The sequence below is a fragment of the Myroides albus genome, from assembly GCF_009711045.1.
Classification (GTDB): domain Bacteria; phylum Bacteroidota; class Bacteroidia; order Flavobacteriales; family Flavobacteriaceae; genus Flavobacterium; species Flavobacterium album_A.
Genome location: NZ_WMJX01000026.1, coordinates 1 through 19499, shown reverse-complemented (window position 1 = coordinate 19499; position 19499 = coordinate 1). Strand labels below are relative to the sequence as shown.

Annotated in this window: 17 protein-coding genes and 1 tRNA gene; 14 read left to right on the top strand and 4 right to left on the bottom strand. The window is 35.0% G+C overall.

Annotated features, from left to right (window positions below; all coding sequences use genetic code 11):
* Positions 1-47 precede the first annotated feature (47 nt).
* The 3 genes from GJV76_RS11260 to GJV76_RS11250 all read left to right on the top strand — a co-directional run bounded on the left by GJV76_RS11260 (position 48) and on the right by GJV76_RS11250 (position 3159).
* Positions 48-1307, top strand: a complete 1260-nt coding sequence (locus tag GJV76_RS11260) for an NAD(P)/FAD-dependent oxidoreductase (RefSeq protein WP_155092719.1) — start codon at positions 48-50, stop codon at positions 1305-1307.
* 111 nt (positions 1308-1418) lie between these two features.
* The gene (locus tag GJV76_RS11255) at positions 1419-1859 is read left to right on the top strand and encodes a bleomycin resistance protein (RefSeq protein ID WP_155092718.1); all 441 of its coding nucleotides are present in this window, start codon (positions 1419-1421) and stop codon (positions 1857-1859) included.
* Positions 1860-1917: 58 nt separating this feature from the next.
* Positions 1918-3159, top strand: coding sequence for a YncE family protein (locus GJV76_RS11250; protein ID WP_155092717.1), 1242 nt, complete (start codon positions 1918-1920; stop codon positions 3157-3159).
* Between the two features lie 172 nt (positions 3160-3331).
* On the opposite strand, the gene GJV76_RS11245 is transcribed toward GJV76_RS11250, so the two are convergent.
* Positions 3332-4063 (bottom strand): phytanoyl-CoA dioxygenase family protein, encoded by a 732-nt coding sequence (locus GJV76_RS11245; RefSeq protein WP_155092716.1) that lies wholly within the window; start codon positions 4061-4063, stop codon positions 3332-3334.
* Positions 4064-4271: 208 nt separating this feature from the next.
* Between GJV76_RS11245 and GJV76_RS11240 the strand changes: the two genes are divergently transcribed.
* Positions 4272-6047: a MutS-related protein gene (locus GJV76_RS11240; RefSeq protein ID WP_155092715.1), complete on the top strand. Its 1776-nt coding sequence runs from the start codon at positions 4272-4274 to the stop codon at positions 6045-6047.
* 199 nt (positions 6048-6246) lie between these two features.
* On the top strand, positions 6247-6432 hold the full coding sequence (locus GJV76_RS11235; RefSeq protein ID WP_155092714.1) for a hypothetical protein: 186 nt from the start codon (positions 6247-6249) through the stop codon (positions 6430-6432).
* Here GJV76_RS11235 and GJV76_RS11230 read toward each other — a convergent pair.
* Positions 6425-7237, bottom strand: coding sequence for a purine-nucleoside phosphorylase (locus tag GJV76_RS11230; RefSeq protein ID WP_155092713.1), 813 nt, complete (start codon positions 7235-7237; stop codon positions 6425-6427). The two genes, GJV76_RS11235 and GJV76_RS11230, sit on opposite strands and share 8 nt — an antisense overlap.
* Positions 7209-8234: a tetraacyldisaccharide 4'-kinase gene (gene lpxK, locus GJV76_RS11225; RefSeq protein WP_155092712.1), complete on the bottom strand. Its 1026-nt coding sequence runs from the start codon at positions 8232-8234 to the stop codon at positions 7209-7211. The genes GJV76_RS11230 and lpxK overlap by 29 nt, the downstream gene beginning before the upstream one ends.
* Positions 8235-8306: 72 nt before the next feature.
* On the opposite strand from lpxK, the gene GJV76_RS11220 reads away from it, so the two are divergent.
* The 6 genes from GJV76_RS11220 to GJV76_RS11195 all read left to right on the top strand — a co-directional run bounded on the left by GJV76_RS11220 (position 8307) and on the right by GJV76_RS11195 (position 15941).
* Positions 8307-9401, top strand: a complete 1095-nt coding sequence (locus tag GJV76_RS11220) for a Nif3-like dinuclear metal center hexameric protein (protein ID WP_155092711.1) — start codon at positions 8307-8309, stop codon at positions 9399-9401.
* Between the two features lie 2 nt (positions 9402-9403).
* Positions 9404-10183, top strand: coding sequence for a zinc ribbon domain-containing protein (locus tag GJV76_RS11215; RefSeq protein ID WP_155092710.1), 780 nt, complete (start codon positions 9404-9406; stop codon positions 10181-10183).
* Between the two features lie 45 nt (positions 10184-10228).
* Entirely contained in the window at positions 10229-11059 is an 831-nt protein-coding gene (locus GJV76_RS11210) for an alpha/beta hydrolase (RefSeq protein WP_155092709.1), read from the top strand.
* Between the two features lie 40 nt (positions 11060-11099).
* Entirely contained in the window at positions 11100-12008 is a 909-nt protein-coding gene (gene rluF / locus GJV76_RS11205) for a 23S rRNA pseudouridine(2604) synthase RluF (protein ID WP_155092708.1), read from the top strand.
* A 237-nt stretch (positions 12009-12245) separates the two neighbouring features.
* The gene (locus tag GJV76_RS11200; protein ID WP_155092707.1) at positions 12246-14591 is read left to right on the top strand and encodes a TonB-dependent receptor; all 2346 of its coding nucleotides are present in this window, start codon (positions 12246-12248) and stop codon (positions 14589-14591) included.
* A 33-nt stretch (positions 14592-14624) separates the two neighbouring features.
* Entirely contained in the window at positions 14625-15941 is a 1317-nt protein-coding gene (locus GJV76_RS11195; RefSeq protein ID WP_155092706.1) for a DUF4374 domain-containing protein, read from the top strand.
* A 507-nt stretch (positions 15942-16448) separates the two neighbouring features.
* On the opposite strand, the gene GJV76_RS11190 is transcribed toward GJV76_RS11195, so the two are convergent.
* Positions 16449-16523 (bottom strand) — tRNA-Pro (locus GJV76_RS11190).
* 169 nt (positions 16524-16692) lie between these two features.
* Between GJV76_RS11190 and trxB the strand changes: the two genes are divergently transcribed.
* The 3 genes from trxB to GJV76_RS11175 all read left to right on the top strand — a co-directional run bounded on the left by trxB (position 16693) and on the right by GJV76_RS11175 (position 19418).
* Entirely contained in the window at positions 16693-17634 is a 942-nt protein-coding gene (trxB, locus tag GJV76_RS11185) for a thioredoxin-disulfide reductase (protein ID WP_155092705.1), read from the top strand.
* A 159-nt stretch (positions 17635-17793) separates the two neighbouring features.
* The gene (locus GJV76_RS11180) at positions 17794-18306 is read left to right on the top strand and encodes a lipocalin family protein (protein ID WP_155092704.1); all 513 of its coding nucleotides are present in this window, start codon (positions 17794-17796) and stop codon (positions 18304-18306) included.
* Between the two features lie 149 nt (positions 18307-18455).
* Positions 18456-19418, top strand: coding sequence for an ABC transporter ATP-binding protein (locus tag GJV76_RS11175; protein WP_155092703.1), 963 nt, complete (start codon positions 18456-18458; stop codon positions 19416-19418).
* Positions 19419-19499: the final 81 nt, after the last annotated feature.

Below are 19499 nucleotides of genomic sequence, written 5' to 3'. Positions count from 1 at the left end.
CGGTCAAGGATTGATATTTTAGTGTATAAAGCAAAACGACAACAAATATGGAAACTCATTATCAAATTCTCATTATTGGAGCGGGGACAGCAGGTATAATGACTGCTGCTCAGTTGAAAAAAAAAGACAGTTCATTAGAAATTGCAATAATAGATCCTTCTGAAAAACACTATTACCAACCTGCTTTTACATTAGTAGGTGCAGGTGTATATGATAAGCAGAAAACAATACGTTATACAAAAGACTTGATTCCTCGTGGAGTCGATTGGATTAAAGATGAAGTAATCACAGTGAATGCTGCTCAAAACAGCCTTTTGACTGCGGCTTATGGTGAATTTACCTATGATTATTTGGTGATCTGCCCTGGGTTGGTGAATGATTTATCTTTGATTGAAGGGTTGGAAGACGCTGTGAATAAGGGGGTGGTATGTAGTAATTATATCGATCCTGAATATACTTGGAAACTTCTGCAAGAGTTCAAGGGAGGTACAGCTATATTTACCCAACCCAATACTCCTATTAAATGTGGTGGTGCACCACAAAAGATAATGTATTTGGCTTGCGAGTATTTTAAACAAAAAGGAATAGATAAAAAGACTAAAGTCTATTTTCCAATGCCGGGAAGTGTGATTTTTGGAGTCAAGATTATTGCCGAAACTCTAATGGAAGTTATCCATCGTCATGATATTGATTTTATGCCATTTCACAACCCAATTCGCATTGATGCAGATCAAAGAAAGGCTTACTTTAAATTGACAAATACTCAAGATAACCACTGTTTTGTAACTACAGATTTAGATCATATTCGTCAATTAGAAGACGGTATAGTAGAGATGGAGTTTGACTTTCTGCATTTGGCTCCACCACAGACAGCTCCACTATTTATAAAGAATTCCAATTTAGTCAATAATAATGGTTGGTTAGATGTAGACTTACACAGCATGCGACATAAAAGTTTTGCTAATGTATTTGGCCTTGGTGATGTTGCGGGCTTGCCTACTGCTAAAACGGGGGCAGCTGTGCGCAAGCAAGTACCCGTTGTAGTTGACAATCTGTACAAATTAATTAAGGGTAAAGAAGCAGATAATTTCGACTATGAAGGTTATTCATCTTGCCCATTAGTGACAGGGTATGGAAAGATGGTATTGGCTGAGTTTAATTATAAAAATGAATTTATCCCTGATCCGAAACTAAAACAAATGTTGATTAAGGATAGCTCTAAGGAACATTGGCGCTTATGGGCTCTGAAGAAATACATCTTACCTTATTTGTATTGGAACAAAATGATGAAAGGCGAGCAAGTGTAGAATGGGGTTAATAGAGCATGTTGTATTGATAAAGAGACAATAGTCTACTCATTATAATAAACAAGAGAATTAGTGGAGTAGGAATGTTATATTTTTATTTAAAAGAACATTATGAGAAGTGACAATATAAAATGGGCAACTTTAGTGCCGGAATTTGTAGTATCTGATTTAGCTAAAAGCTTACAGTTTTGGTGTGATTACATAGGTTTTGAAGTAATGTATGATCGCAAGGAAGAGTACTTTGTCTATTTAGGTATGGGAGAAGCACAAGTAATGTTAGAACAATATAATCCTGCTGATAGAGAATGGGAGACAGGCATTATGGAAAAGCCATTTGGTAGAGGAATAAACTTTCAGATAGAAGTAAATGCTATAGCACCTATTCTAAAACGACTTCAGGAGGCAAATTATAATGTGTTTATAGATGTAGAAGATCGTTGGTATAGAGCAGAAGATGTAGAGTTCGGTCAGAAGCAGTTCTTAGTACAAGATCCAGATGGCTATTTATTGAGGTTAATCGAGAACTTAGGAGAACGAAAAGTAGCTGAATAAAGTGATTGCATTAGAAGACATAAGTCAATACTTTAGTGCTGTGATAAAAATAGAAAAAATGAAAACAAGAGAAGAGCTACAGAGTAAATGGTATAAGATAGGCGAGAAGTATGCTAAGGAGATTAATGAGATGGTTGCTTTTGGTGCAGAACATGGTTGGGATAATTGGGATGGTAAAGAAGCAGAGGATACAAGAGGTAAACTTGCAGAAGCAGTTATTGAGTTATTAAGAGAGGCAAATACTAATAGTACAGTAGATACTTTTAGACAAGAGTTTCCTCCTGCACACGCTCCCATCGTATCTATTCTTGATGATAAAGGGAGTTATATAGGAGATATTTGTTATATAGCAGAATTTAGCGTTGCTTTTATGCAAGGGACTTCTTATGAAGAAAGACAAGCATATATAGCAAAAGGAACTGAAGTAGTTGCATTAGACAAAGAGATTAAAAGCATCGGACAGTCTATGCGCAATCTTGTTTATGCGATAGCATACGCAGATAAGATAGTGACTCGTCAAGGATGGGAAGGAGAAATTATAACAGAGTTTACATTAGATACTTTAGCGAATATAGGCATTACAAGGCTTATTCCTTTTAATGATGGGCAGAAAGTATTGTTTATCTCTTCAGAGGGAATTTATTTATTAGATACTAAAGAAGAGAAACTGTTGTTTCCAATATTAGAAGAAGGTGAAGAAAATAATGGATTAGCAATGGATCACGCTACTTTGTCTCACGACAACAAGTATATTGTAGTAGGAGATCAGTGTAGTGATCACATTGTTTTGGACAATGAAGGGAAGAAAGTAGGAGTGGTAGGACCACAGTCCTCTTATCCACACTACTGCTTGTTTACAAAAGATGATACACAAGTTTTAGTTAACTCTTGTCATTTTTATAATGGGATATCTATTGGTGTGGCTGCCGTAAAACTTGTAGGTGCTGATATCCCAGGCTGGGAAGAGCATGAAGATATCACATACTTAGACGAGGGAATGCGTGTGTATGCTGGTGTGGCTTTTAATGACTACTATATCTTAGGAGATGCTTATGGATATATCAGAGCAATACATAAAGACGGAAGAGAGCTATGGCAGCACTTCTTAGGTTCTACCATTAGTGGAATGGTATTATCAGAGGATGATAAGACACTATATGTTGGTACGTATGCAGGTATATTACACAAGTTGACTTTGAATAAACCCGTAAGAGATACACATACTATAGGTACTGCCGATATTTATGAAGATTTCCGTTTGTTAGTTTGGAAGAATGAGAACAGCGTATTAGTGTGGTAATCACTTGATATAATAAGGAATAAAGCTACTTTACGATATGTTAAAGTAGCTTTTTTATACTAAGCTGATGGAGAAAGTTATGAAATCCATCAAGAACCTAAACAAAAAATAGTAGACTGGGTGTTAAAGCAGTAGTTGATTTACGTAGTACTTTTTATTTTTTAAAAAGAGATTAAAACACATTGTTGTTGAGCTGACTCAATTCCTCATCAGTAGGTTGATTTCGCTCATCTATAAACACTTTAAAAGCGGGAATGTCATCACAATAGATAATGTCAAGTGAGAAGCGATTGTTGCCATACAGTCCTCTGTGGATACTATTCGCAGAGAAGATAAGTAGATCACCTCTGTTTAGACTAATTATTTGCCCTCGCTCAAGAGCATCACTTGGTTGTCGACCATGCTGAGATAGTCTGGTATCTTCTTCTATTGGTAGGTCCCATTGATGGTGACTCCCTGGTATTAATTCTATTCCAGATTCTTCTGTTAGTGGTATTCTGAAGTGAATGACATTTTCTGTTTTAATCTTTTCTTGCTGTTCTTCTATCGAAAGTCCTGTATACTGTATATCGCGATGCCAATAGTTTTTTTGCTCCTTGTTATAAGGATCAAAGAATAGTTGAGTATTTAAAAATTTAGCTTTAGCAGGAAAGAGGTTTTCTACAATAGCAAGCAATCTTTCACTGGCTATGAATTTAAATAGTTGCATGCGTTCAGCCGTAGAGATAGAAGAACTTCCTGTTAGGCTATGACTATTGATTAGATGAGATTTGTAGACGTCTTGATAATCCTTTAACCACTTTTCGTGAAAGTTAATAAGAATAGGCTCTATGATAGCTAATTCACCTTCTGAGAAGAATAGTGGTAAATAGAGATAACTATTTTGATGAAAGTGATTATACATTAATGATTTGATTTGTATTTGATTAGTCGATTTCGAATATCGGTCCGTAAAACTCTCTTTGTATAAAAGGAATTTTAGACTGAAATATACGTCATTTTTTACATTGAGTTTTCAATAATATAGGGCAATTAAACGGGTAAGATATTTTTAATGGTGTATATTTGTTGGTACTTCTTTTTTTAAAGAACTCTAAAAAACAATTATACTCATGGAAATCTATACTAAGAGATATCACTTATTCCAAATACAATATAGTGCAATTCGTAAAAAATATAAACTGGTTGGTATAGCTCGTTTAGTTGTTTTTTTCGCTATTATCTATTGCTTTTATTTAGCTCTCTCCAATGCAAATGCTAATTACCTCTATGTTACATTAGCGGTTATTGTCCTTTTCTTAAGCTTGTTAAAACTACATGCTAATTATTCGTGGAGAATGCGATATATCCAAGCACTTTTAGATATCAATAAAAAGGAGATGGCTTTTGTAGAGAATGATGAGAGACCTTTTGACTCAGGTGATGAGTTTAAAACTACTGATCATCCTTATGCTTTTGATTTAGATATTTTTGGAAGCAAATCCCTGTTTCAGTTTTTGAATAGAACGGCCTCTTTTATAGGCAAGCAGAAATTAGCAGATTTGTTGAAATCAAAGTTAAGTTCGGATGAAATAGTAATGAATCAAGAAGCGATCAAAGAACTTTCTCAGAAGGTAGAATGGAGACAGGAAATTAATGCCTATAGTCAAATCTCTAATTTAGATGAGACAGCGTATAAGCGACTGCAAAAGTGGAGTCAATCCAATGTGGTTGGTTTGAGCAAAGTAAGCGTGTATTTGAGTTATGTTGTGCCCTGTTTATTGTTGCTGTCGATTATTGGATATTACCTTATCGATAGTTATGTATTTGGGTATGCTGTATCTTTATTATTTTCACTGAATCTTATTTGTACGTTGTCTAAAGCGAGGTATATACAAGCTGAACTTGGTGGTGCGGATAAGGTACACGAAACGATTAATAGCTATAGCTCTATAATCAAGCGCATTGAAAGAGAAACCTTTTCTACAGAGAAGATGAAAGGTTATATCAGCAAATTGAATGCGGACTCTTTTCAAGCCAGTAAAGAGTTAAAAGTTTTGTCGCGTTTATTCGAACAGCTTGAGACAGTGGGGAATATTTTTGTATTAATTGTATTCAATGGCTTTATTCAATACCATGTGCATATCTTTAATCGCTTTTCAAAGTGGAAGAAAGAGAAAGCTCATTTGGTACCTACGGCAATTGAGGTGATTGGTCAAGTAGAAGCTTTAAATTCTTTGGCAAATTACTCATATAATAATCGATCTTATACTTTCCCTACGATTAGCGAGAATGGAGAGATGTCTTTTAAAGATTTAGGACATCCTCTCATCAATGAAAGCAAAAGGGTGTGTAATGATATTGACTTTAGCAATCAGCGATTCGTCATTCTCACTGGTTCGAATATGTCAGGTAAGAGTACTTTCTTGCGAACAGTAGGAGTTAACCTTGTCTTGGCTGCTATTGGTGCCCCTATTTGTGCGTCAAATGCATCAGTGTTTCCGTTGCCATTATTTGTATCCATGCGCCTAACTGATTCTTTAGAAGATAGTGAATCTTATTTCTACGCTGAGGTGAAACGCTTAAAAATGATTATAGAACAAGTTCAAAAAGAGCCTTGTTTTGTTTTGTTAGACGAGATTTTAAGAGGAACAAATTCTGATGATAAACAAAGTGGAACCATAGGCGTAATTCACAAGTTGATTCGAGAGCAAACTTATGGTGTTATTGCTACCCATGATTTAGAAGTGTGTAATACTACTGCTGAGTATCCTGAAGTCTTAATCAACAAGTGCTTTGAAGTTGAGATTAAACAAGATGACTTGCATTTCGACTATAAAATAAGAGATGGCGTGTGTCAAAATAAGAATGCAACTTTCATCATGAAAAAAATGAATATTATCGATTAACTATTATCAATAGAAAATACAAAAAAGTCACCGAAGTGACTTTTTTTGTGGGATTATGGAAAATTAGCAAAGGGCTAAAAGTGCATTTAGCCTGCGTTTGCTGTACAACTATATTAGGACGAGACAGCTTTGGCAGGTAGTGGTCGCATAGTGATGGCATAGTGGTCGCATTGTTTTGCCTATTTTTAATGCGACCACTATGGGATCAAATGATTATCACAATGGCATCATCAGTAAGGATATTGCAAAAAGAACCTGCTTAGATCCTTTATCGTATTTGGAAGATATACAACATGAAGAAGCTAAACAGGTACCAAAAAAAAGAGATACTCTATTAGAGTATCTCTTGAAAATTACATTATATAAAAAAACTAAAATTACATAGTTTTTATTAGCTCGTTGATTAATTGACGTGCAATAGGTTCTGCTGCTGCAACAGCTTTAAGTACGTCTTCGTGATGTGCTTCAACAATTCCTTCTTCGTTACCCATATCTGAGATAACAGAAATACCGAATACTTTCATATCCATGTGACGTGCAACGATAACTTCTGGTACAGTAGACATACCAACACAGTCAGCTCCTACAATTCGCACCATTTTGTACTCAGCTAACGTTTCAAATGTTGGGCCTTGTAGTCCGTAGTAAACTCCTTGTTTAATGTCGAAGTTCTTAGCTTTAGCTATTTCTTGTGCTTTCTTAATTAAAGTACCTGTATAGGCATCGTTCATGTTCACAAAGCGAGGTCCAAAGCGCTCGTCGTTGTGTCCTCTTAATGGATGGTCAGGGAAAGCATTGATGTGATCTGTAATGATCATAATGTCACCAACTTTAAATGACGGGTTCACACCTCCTGAAGCGTTTGATACAATAAGAGTTTCAACTCCCATATATTTCATCACTCTGATAGGAAATACTGTTTTAGCCATTTCGTATCCTTCGTAGTAATGGAAGCGCCCTTGCATAGCAACAACTTTTTTACCTCCAATGGTACCGAAGATTAAAGCCCCTTTGTGTCCTTTCACAGTAGATACTGGAAAGTTTGGAATTTCTGAATAAGGAATTTCATGCTCAATTTTAATATCAGCTGTTAAATTCCCTAACCCTGAACCTAAAACAATACCAATTTCAGGTTTGAAGTTTGTTTTCTCACTTAGATACTTAACTGTTTCTTGTACTTGTTCCCACATAGTCTAAAATAATTTTGTCAAACACTTCATGATTGTTAATGAAGGACGTTTGAATTGGTAAATAATACAATCTTTCAGAAGGGATTAAGTTTTGTAATCTAACATAATCCTTTTCTGTTGTTATAATGTTTTTGTTTCCTGCTTTCTGCAAAATTAGCTCTACGTCTGAAGGGGAAAAATGATGGTGATCGGGAAATGTTAAGCATTCTGTTTCTTCGTTCTTTAGGTGATCAAAAAAACTTTGTGGTTTAGCGATTCCTGCCACTAAAATATAGTCCTCATTTTTCAATAACTCAAGACTTACAGAACGTGATTTTGTATATGCAAGTTTACTGAATTCAATATACGTAAAAAAAGACAATTGTCCTGTTTTAAGATTTAATTTTTCAGTAATATTTCTTTGATTTTCTAAAGTTAAATTCTTTGGGCATTTTGTGACGATGACAATATTTGCTCTTTTGGCACCTGATCTTGATTCTCTTAAATTACCTGTCGGCAACATATAGTCTGAGTAGTAAGGTTCGTCATAGGTCGTCAGTAGGATATAAAACCCTGCTTTTGCGGCCAAATGTTGAAAGGCATCATCGAGGATGACAGCTTGCGTATCGGGTTTGTTTTTAAGGATACTGTGTATGCCATTCACTCTTTTTGCATCGACAGCAACATTGATATTGTCAAATTTGCTGTGATATTGAAATGGCTCATCGCCTATTTCTTCCATAGTCGTGTGGTCATTCGCGAGGATAAAGCCTTCGCTTTTTCTTTTATATCCTCTGCTTAATGTTGTAATTTGGTATTGATCTTTGAGTAGGCGAATAATGTACTCTACCATAGGAGTTTTACCTGTACCTCCCACACTGAGGTTTCCGACAGCTATAGTAGGGATGTCAAAAGAGGTTCTTTTGAATAAGCCAATGGTGTATAAGCAGTTGCGAATACTTGTAATTATCCCATATAAAATGGCAAAGGGAAAGAGTAAAAATCGTAATGTTTGCATAGTACGAAATTACCATTTTTTTATCTTTTGAGAAAATATATTACTTTAGTCCCTACATAGTAAATTGATAAAATGAAGATAAGAGAATTTATTCCATTAATGGAGGAGTTAGCACCGTTATCCTATGCTGAAGATTTTGACAATGTAGGTTTACTTGTCGGAAGTTATGAACAGGAAATTAGTGGTGTTTTGGTTTGTCATGACGCTTTAGAGGAAGTTGTTGACGAAGCTATTGAGAAACACTGCAATCTAATTGTTTGCTTTCACCCCATACTGTTTTCTGGTTTAAAGAAGATTACAGGAAAGAACTATGTTGAGCGCGCTGTGATTAAGGCCATTAAAAACGATATTGCCATATTTGCTATTCACACTGCTTTAGACAATCACCAGGAAGGTGTCAATAAGATTTTCTGTGATACTTTGGGAATCTCAAACCCTAAGATCTTAATTCCCAAGGCTAACTATATTCAGAAATTAGTTACTTATGTACCAGTTAAAGATGTTGAATCTGTGCGTGAATCGTTATTTAAAGCAGGTGCAGGAGCAATAGGCAACTATGACAACTGTAGTTTTATGTCTAAAGGACAAGGTACTTTTAAGGGAAATGAAAAGAGTAATCCCGTAATTGGTCAGCAGAATGTAGAAGAAAGAGTAGAGGAAGTCAAGCTTGAAGTTACTTTTGAAAAGCATCTACAGGCAAGTATTTTGAAAAGTTTGTTTGCCAGTCATCCTTATGAAGAAGTTGCCTATGAGGTATATCAGTTAGAGAACAAGTTGCAAAATGTCGGAATGGGGATGATAGGGGAGTTAGATGTAGCTATGGATGAAGTAGCGTTTCTTCAAATGGTTAAAGATAAAACGCAAACAGGAGGTATTCGCCACAGTGCTTTTCTCGGAAAACCGATTAAGCGAGTTGCGGTATTAGGAGGATCTGGAGCATTTGCGATTCAAAGTGCCTTAGCTCAAAAAGCGGATGCTTATATCACGGCAGATTTGAAATATCATGAATTTTATCAAGCTGAAAACCAGATAGTTTTGGCCGATATAGGACATTTCGAAAGTGAAAGATATATTAAAAATTATATTGTTGAGTATCTTAAGAAAAAAATGACTACTTTTGCAGTTATTTTATCAAATGTAAATACGAATCCAGTTAACTACTTATAAAGATGACAAACAAGAAAGAATTAACCGTTGAAGAGAAATTAAGAGCTTTATACGACTTGCAATTGATTGACTCAAGAATTGACGAAATTAGAAGTATGAGAGGAGAGTTACCTCTTGAAGTAGAAGATTTACAAGACGAGGTTGCTGGACTGAACAAACGCTTGGAAAAGTTACATTTAGACTTAAGCAATATCGAAACTGGTATCAAAGATAAAAAAGGTGCTATCGAAGAGTTTAAAGATGCTATCAAAAAGTATACTGAACAACAAAACCAAGTAAAGAACAACCGTGAATTCAATTCACTTGAAAAAGAGATTGAGTTTCAAAATCTTGAAATCGAACTTGCAGAAAAGCATATCAAAGAGATGAAGGCAAGTATCGAAAGCAAGAAAAACAATATCAATGATACTGAGACAAAACTTGCTTCGAGAAAAGAACACTTATCTCACAAAGAGGCTGAGTTAAAGAGCATCATGTCTGAGACTGAGCGAGAAGAGAAACTATTGTTAGAGAAATCTGAGGAGTTTAAAGCAAGTATTGAAGAGCGTCTTTTAACTGCGTATTCTCGTATTAGAAATGGTGTAAAGAACGGATTAGCTGTGGTGTCTATTGAACGTGGAGCTTCTGCTGGATCATATTTCACTATTCCTCCACAAACTCAAGTAGAAATTGCTGCTCGTAAGAAGATTATTACAGATGAGCACAGTGGACGTATTTTAGTTGATAGCGCTTTAGCTGAAGAAGAAAGAGAGAAAATCGATGCAATCATCGCAAAAATATAATTAAAATGAAAAGCCTCTTTTAAAGAGGCTTTTTTTATCTTGATAATGAAAAAGTGTATTGGTGCTTGTCTGAATCTTTTGTCCTACTTTAGTTTGCCTAAGGCTGTATCTATAGCTTTTAAGTTGTTCTCTACACCGAGAAAGGGAAGACTAAAAGCAAGAGAGTTGTCTGATTTCCTAAGTCAAGCAGAGCAATATGCGATTTCTATCGACGGACAGCAGATACATTGTTATAAGTGGAATGCTCATTTGGTTTCTAAGCCTCTTGTATTACTTATACACGGTTGGGAAAGCAATAGCAATAGATGGGAACAGCTTGTTGCTTTTTTAGGGCGAGAAAATTATCGATTTGTTGCTTTTGACGCTTTTGGTATGGGGTTGAGTAGTGGCAAGGTCTTTAATGTACCAGCTTATTCTAATTTGATTAGACAAATGCTCTTACACTTTGAACCAAGTAGAGTAGTGTCACATTCATTGGGATCTTTTGCTTTATTGAGTAGCTTAGCGGGACATTACTATTCTTTTTTGGAAAAGGTAGTTTTGTTAGGATGTCCAAATCGCTTTAAAGATGTTTTGGTGAATTACGGCGATATGATGAGTTATAACAGTAAGTTGAGAAATGGAATATACGATTATGCTCAAACTTTAATCGACGTGCCATTAGATGATTACGCTGCTGAGTATTATATTGAGAAGTTCAATCTTCCTGTCCTATTGATACACGATCGCCTTGATGATGTGGTGGTCTTAGAGGAATGTCATTTGTTTCACGAGAGAATCAAGGTTGCAAATAGCCATTTGGTTTTAACTGAAGGTTATGGACATTCTTTGCAAGATGCTAAAGTGTATCAGGCTATTGAGGATTTTATTCAATAGTTTTTTTATTTTTAAAAATTATAATTATTTATAATACCATATGGAAAATTCTGGTAAGACAAGATTAAATAAATATTTGTCAGAAGTTGGTTTTTGTTCTCGACGTGAGGCAGATCGCCTTATAGAAGAAGGGCGTATCACTGTTAATGGAGAAGTGCCAGAAATGGGACTAAAGGTGAGTGAACAAGATGAAATACGCGTGAATGGACGTCTGATACAAAACAATAACGAAACCCCTATTTACTTAGCATTTAATAAACCCATTGGCATTGAATGTACTACTAATCAAAAAGTAAGAGGCAATATCGTGGACTATATTAACTATCCTAAAAGGATTTTCCCTGTAGGAAGACTTGACAAAGACAGTGAAGGCTTGATTATCATGACTAATGATGGGGATATTGTCAATAAGATATTGCGTCAAAAGAACAACCATGAGAAGGAGTACTTAGTTACTGTTAATAGACCTATTACGGATCGTTTTTTACAGCGAATGGGGGCAGGAGTACCTATTTTAGACACAGTGACTAAACCGTGTAGAGTGGAACCTGTGAGTAAGTTTGTTTTCCGTATTTTTCTAACACAGGGGTTAAATCGTCAGATTCGACGTATGTGTGAGTATTTCGATTATGATGTGGTCGCTTTAAAGAGAATTCGAATCATTAATATTTCTTTAGATGTACCTGTCGGGAAGTACAGAGAAATCACCAAAAGTGAGTTAGATGAACTCAATCGTCTTATAGAACCTTCTATAAAAACGGAGGAGGCAAGCCTTGTTGAGCAACAAGAAAGTCAACAAAGTATTCGAAAGAGAATGCAAAATACCACTTCAAGAGAATCTTCACAAGAAAATAGACCCAGAAAGAACTTTGATCGCGAGAAGAATAATAGTAAAAATAAAGGTATTAAGCTCAAAAATGAGCGTTTAAGTAAGAGAAGAGAGAATTAATTTTAATTCTCTCTTTTTTTGTTTTAAAAAATAGATTGACATAATGCGAAATTAGTTTCTGCTGATATGTTAAAAATATATCTATTTTTTTAATAAATTATTATGTCTTTTTTTGTCTTTCATTTGGTCTTATTTAAAATCATTCTTTATAATTAGGCTATTTGTTTATAAACTCTCTATATTTGCTTTTAAATTTAATTAATCTAAATAAGTGAAACATAAAAGAGCATTAAACAAATGAAAAAAGCTTTACTACTAATGTTTTTGTTTATAATTGGAATTTCTCAAAATGTCCTTTCTCAGGATAGGCCAATTGTAATTACAGGAACAGTTAAAGACACTAAGGGAAATGTAGTTGACTACGCTACTGTTAGTTTAAAGGGGAGTCAAAGACATCACGATTTGACAAATGACAAAGGACAGTACAAACTCAAAATGGGAACTCCAGGGGAGTATACATTGGTAGTACAACACGTTAGTTATCAAACGCAGGAAGTAAAGATAAAGGCTACAGATGCTATAACCTATACACAAGATTTTACATTGTCTGAGAATACTTCTTATCTGGATAATGTTGTTTTAAATGTCAAGAAACCAATCGATAAAGTTCGCGAATCTGCTTATAACGTAATTGCAATTGATGCCAAACCGCTTTACAATTCATCTTTAGATGTGTCAGGTGCTTTGGATAGAGTATCAGGTGTAAAAGTTAGACGAGACGGTGCGGAAGGTTCTGATTATACGTTTTCAATGAATGGGTTTAGTGGACGTCACATCCGATTTTTTATTGATGGTGTACCTATGGAGGGGTTTGGAAGTGATTTTAAGATCAATAATATTCCTATCACGATGGTCGATCGTATTGAAGTATATAAAGGGGTAGTGCCCGTAGAGTTTGGTTCGGATGCCTTGGGTGGTGCGGTAAATATCATTACTAACAAGTCAAAGGAAACTAAGATTGATGCTTCTTTTACGACAGGGTCTTTTAATACCTACAAAAGTCACGTTAACGTAAGTAAAGTTTTTGACAATGGATTGACTTTTCAAGTAAATGCGTTTCAGAACTATTCTGATAATAACTATAAAGTATTAGTTCCTGTGGTCAATTTGAAAACAGGAGTTTACTCAAAAGAGAAACAATGGGTAAAGCGATTTAATGATCGCTTTCAAAATGCTACTGTAGTGGCTAAAGTAGGTGTTGTCGACAAACCTTATGCCGATCGATTACTTTTAGGATTTACTTATGGTGAAGGTAAAAAAGGCGTGCAGACTGGGACAATTATGGAAAAAGTTTTTGGTCAGAAAAAACGCCGTTCTGTTACAGTGATGCCTTCTTTGGAATACAGTAAGAAGAATCTGTTTGTTGAGGGATTAGATGTTAGTTTAACTTCAAATTACAATGCGGGATACAATCAGAATATCGATACAAGTGCTTACAAGTACAACTGGGCTGGAGATCGAATCAAAACTTTTAAGAAAGGTGAATCTGGTGGCGGAGCTTCAATGGTTAAGTTCTACGATCACAATGGTTCGACTTCGTTGAATGTGTCTTATAAGTTGAATGATAAACACGCTTTCAGTGCTAATAGCGTCTTGTATTACTTTAATAGAAAAACAGAAGATCCTCTTGCTGTAAAAGAAACGGAGGCTGAGAAAAATAGCGAATTGACACGCCGTAGTATGAAGAATATTTCAGCCTTGTCTTACCGTTATAACATATTAGATAATTTGAATGTTTCTATTTTTGGAAAACACTATCACATCAAACATACTTACCAAAGTGAGTCAACCAGTGTAGATCAAAGTGGTTACGGGATAGCTGCAACTTACTTGTGGAATGATTTTCAGGTGAAGTCTTCTTTTGAGAGAACCTTTAGATTGCCAACTGACTCTGAGCTTTTCGGTGATGGTGATTTAGTTTGGGGAAATACAAGTTTAAAACCAGAACAAGGAAAGAATGTTAACTTGAATCTTAGTTATTCATCAGTTATCGATAAAGTGCATTCTGTCTTTGGAGACGTTGGATTTGTGTATAGAAAAACGGAGGATTACATTCGAAAGAATCCTTATGGTTCTGGTTCAAGAGCCAATAGTGTGAATATTGGTGGTGTGGAGAGTATAGGGCTAAATTTAGAAGCGCGTTATATCTATGCCGATTTTATTCAAGTGGGAGGTAGCTTAACTACACAGAATATTCGCAGTAAACAAAAGTATACAATTGGTGGGTTTAATGTAAAGAACCCGTATTACAACGAGCGAATTCCAAATGAGCCTTACTTCTTTGGTTCAGTTGATGCCGGGATAATTTTTAAAGACCTTGGGAAGAAAAATAACAATCTAAATATCGGATATAATTTGCGTTATATCGATCATTATAGTTATGATTTTAAAGGCATAGGTATGAATCCTATCTGGATTCCTTCTCAAGTTATTCACGATTTAAATGCTTCATACAGTTTGATGAATAACAGCATTCACTTAAGTGTAGAGGCAAACAACTTGTTTGACAAATTGGCTTATGACAACTACAGCTTTCAAAAGCCAGGTCGCCATTTTATGTTTAAGATAAGATACTCATATTAAAATAATTACTAAATATAATAAACACTTTTAAAAATGAAAAAAAGATTATTCTCAGGAGCTTTGCTTGCTCTTGTATTTTCAGTATTTACATTTGTTTCGTGCTCAAGCGATGATAATTCAACTACTCAAGAACCATCTGAAGGTGGTGGAGAAGGAGATCCTAATAAAGAATTAGTAGAGCGTTATGTTATAGGTGCTTCTGCTTCAAGTACAAGTTTGCTATTAACAGTGCAAGATTTGAAAAAAGGAAGTATTTCTGTGAACGGAAATGGTGTGAATGCTTTGGGAACTACTGTTTATACCCACGGAGGTAATCGAGCTTATGTATTTGAGTATAGAAAAGGTGATCCTTCAGGTTCGCAAAGTTGGCTGTTAAACGATAAAGGACAGTTAACTATGAATACAAAATTAGATTTACCAACGCGTGAAGAGTTTATCGCAAGTATGGGTAAATATATGATTGCTACAACAGGAGGTGTGACACTTGATGGAGAAGATCCTAATAGTAATAAGGCACAAGCGTTTAACTTTATCGATGGTGCTACTGGAGAGGTAGCTTTCACATCTTATGTCAATGTACAAGAGATTGCTGAAAAAGGCGAGTATGCAAACTTTGCAGGATTAGAAACTATTGGTAATAATCGCTTTGTTATGGCCATTGAACCAATGAAGTTAAACAGTGAAAGTACTACTTCTGATCATAGAGATAGTGCATGGTTAGCTATTTTTAAATTCAATGAGAATGCTGAGAACGAAAATGATAAAGTAGTATTAGAAAAGGTAGTTAAGAGTGATAAGATGAGTTTTGCTGTTGCGCGTTACCGTTCAAGTCGTATTTCAACTATAGGAAAAGCAGGTGATGGAAATGTGTATTTATTCTCACCAAATGCTACTGATTCAAAAGGAGTTCCTTTTTCGTCTAAGCCAAGTGCCGTGATAAAATTTGATTCTAAAAAAGGTGATTTTGATCCAGGGTATTACTATGATTTAGAGGCAATTTCTGGAACGAAAGTGTATAAGGCTTTTGCTATAGGTGGTGAAAACTTCTTGTTGAATATGTTTGTAGAGCCATCAAATGCGAGTAATAGAGCTCCTGCTAATAAATTGGCTGTTTTCAATGTAATTACAGGTGATTTTAAATGGGTAGAAGGTCTGCCAGAAGCAGAGAATATTGCTGTAGCAGGTACTCCTTTTGTTGAAAACGAGGAAGTTTTTATCCCTGTTACTGCAGAGTCTAAGTCTAATGTGTATGTGTTAGATCCAAACACGGCAACAGTTACAAAAGGTCTTGAAATTAAAGATCTTGGAGATGGAAGTATTGGTACTATAGGGAAAATTAGCAATAAGTAATTGGAATTATAGTTTTTAGTTAGTTAGATGTTTTATAGTCAGAGAGGTCATATATTTTTTATATGACCTCTTTGCTTTTTAATTACTGTTGAGCTAAGCTGTCCTTAGTTTTGTTTTACAAAGTTTTTTTCTTGAGATGTAATCGGTTGCTCTTGTTTTACCTGTATGAAGTATCTGGCTGTCATCTATGAGTTCATATATACATATAGATAATTCCCATGTGAGTTTTGCTGGCGTAACTCATTGTAAAATAGTATAATAAATGAATTTCGTTTTCAAGTGATAGGTAAAATAAGAAGAAGCTGTAGTTTTAATGAAAAAAATCGTATTTGTGTTTCACTGCTATTGACCTGGTAGTATTAGTTTGTTTGAATAAGTAAGCTCTATTAATGATTTTGTATTTCAACCAAATGAAAGGTAAATACTATTGAAAATGCATTATTTTGTATTTGATTTGATATAATACAAAAAAAGCTCTAACAAATGTTAGAGCTTTCTTTTTTGTAGTCGGGGTGGCAGGATTCGAACCTGCGACCTCCTGGTCCCAAACCAGGCGCGATGACCGGGCTACGCTACACCCCGCTTGACTTATTATGTCATTGCTAGTGCAAAGGTAAAATATTTTTTTTTACATGCAAGAAAATAAATCAATAAATAAAAATTATTTTGCTATCAGTCTTTTCTTTGATTTGTAGTTTTGAAAAGATAATAAAAAAGGTATTTTTGTTTAAAACAATTAAAATCATTGAATATGTCTGATATAGAAAGAGTAAAGTGTTTGATTATTGGTTCTGGTCCAGCTGGTTATACAGCTGCTATTTATGCTGCACGAGCGAATATGAATCCAGTATTGTATCAAGGAATGCAACCAGGAGGTCAGTTAACTACAACTAACGAGGTAGAGAATTTTCCAGGTTACCCTGATGGAATCACAGGACCAGAGATGATGATGCAGTTTCAAGGGCAAGCTGAGCGCTTTGGTGCTGATATCCGCGATGGATGGGTAACAAAAGCGGAGTTGACAGGTGATGTTAAGAAAGTTTGGATAAACGAAACACTTGAAATACACGCAGATACTGTTATTATTTCTACAGGTGCTACTGCTAAATATTTGGGATTGCCTTCAGAGCAACACTATTTGGCTCAAGGAGGAGGAGTTTCCGCTTGTGCTGTATGTGATGGTTTTTTCTATAGAAATCAAGAGGTAGTAATTGTTGGAGCAGGAGATTCAGCATGTGAAGAGGCACATTACCTTTCAAAAATGTGTAAGAAGGTAACTATGCTTGTTCGCAGTGAGAAGTTTAGAGCATCGCGTATTATGGAAGATCGCGTTCGCAATACAGAAAATATTGAGGTTCTTTTGAATACAGAGACTGTTGAAGTATTAGGAGATGGGAACGTAGTGAGTGGTGTGAAAGTATTAGATAAAACTAAAGGTGAGGAGAAAGAAATTGCTGCAACTGGATTCTTTGTCGCTATTGGACACAAACCAAATACTGACATCTTTAAAGGTGAGTTAGATATGGATGAGACAGGTTATCTAATTACGAAAGGTAAAACAAGTAAGACAAATATCGAAGGTGTGTTTGCTTGTGGAGATGTACAAGATAAAGATTATAGACAAGCTATTACTGCTGCTGGCTCAGGTTGTATTGCTGCCTTAGATGCTGAACGTTATTTAGCGAGTAAATAATATAAATTAATATTTGTTGTTAGAGCGTAAGGACTACATAGTCTTTGCGCTTTTTTTTGTTTTTGTTAGTAATTAATTATGTTAAAATTAATTAACATTTGGTTCGATTTGTTATGTTTGTAATCTACAAGTGATAAACTAACTATAAAACAAAATCTTATGAAATTAATTAAACAATTACTGCTTGTCTTATTGGTGAGCACGCTAAGCTTGTCGTGTAGTAGTGACGACAGTACTCCTTATTCTATTCCAGATCCTAATACAGAAACTCCAGGAGTTACAGATCCTGAACCGGAACCGGAACCAGAGCAAAAAGATATCATGATTGGAATTTGGAACATAAATGAATTATATCTAAATGACTATGCTTTGCTTTTAAATGACTGTGAAAAACAAGCAACTATTACTTTTAATGAAGATGGAACTCTGAAAGAACATATCGTTGAGGATGACTGTGCTGTAAGAGAAGGTGAATTTACTGGAACTTGGAAAAATTTAGAAGATAATAAGTATCAGATCAGAGTGGATAAATTAAGTAACAATAGTTATTTTAACGATGTAGATTATTATACTTTGGAAGTTATAGAGGAAGGAAAGATTAAATTAACACAGCAAATTCAGCATGAAGGTGAGAATTCTTATATCCTTTCAGTTGAATTGCTTAAGAAGTAGATTTTCATTTTTGATAAAATAGAATAGAAAAAGTTTAAAAGCAAGGCTCTTGGTTTCAAGAACTTTGCTTTTTTTGTTGGTGTTAACTTAGTTAAAAGACTATTTCCCTATTGGGTTATTGCTATATTTGTAGCTATTAAACGGTAAAAATGTTAGTAGTAAATAATATATCATATAGTTATACAGAGGGAAATCCTATTATAAAGAACATCAGTTTTACAGTCGAAAAGGGCAGTAATGTTGCCTTAATAGGAGAAAGTGGATGCGGAAAGAGTACATTGTTGAAGTTAATATACGGATTATACGACTTAGAGGCAGGAGATATTTACTGTGGAGATACTCAAGTGTTAGGACCTGCGTATAATTTAGTTCCAGGAATGGACAATATGCGTTATTTAGCACAAGATTTTGATTTAATGCCTCATACTTCGGTGGCTGAGAATATTGGAAAGTACTTATCAAACTTTAATTTAGATAGCAAACAAAATCGAATTAAGGAGTTGTTAAAGGTAGTCGATTTAGAGGCTTTCTCTGATGTTAAAGTTAAGCACCTTAGTGGAGGTCAACAACAGCGAGTAGCTATAGCAAGGGTGTTAGCGTCAGAGCCGGAGTTATTATTGTTGGATGAACCGTTTAGTCATATAGATTATTCAAGAAGGAGTGTTTTAAGACGTGAGTTGTTTAACTACTTAAAAGAAAAGGGGATTACCTGTATTGTAGCTACACATGATAGCTTGGATACTCTTGGTTTTGCTGATCAGACAATTGTGTTGCAACAGGGACAGGTTGTCGATATGGGGCAAACCAGAGAAGTTTACGAATACCCGATTAACAGATATGTCGCTTCTTTGTTTGGAGAAGTTAATGAATTAATGATTTCAGACTTTACAGGTAGTAAGTTAAATGATGAGGCTTTGTATATTTATCCGCATCAATTAATGCGTTCAAATTTAAGAGGTCAGTTAGATGTTGTGGTAAAGGAGTGTTTTTTTAAGGGAGATGGATATTTGGTAAAATGCTTATTTAAAGGTAATCAGGTAATCTACTTTGACCATCCTGTGATGATTGAGAAAGAAACTCCTATTAAATTAGCATTAAAGAAATACGAGTAAGGACAATACTTTCTTTTTTAAAGAAATTTATGTTTAGAATATAAAAAAGAGGCTGTCTAAAAAGCCTAAAAAACAAAACCC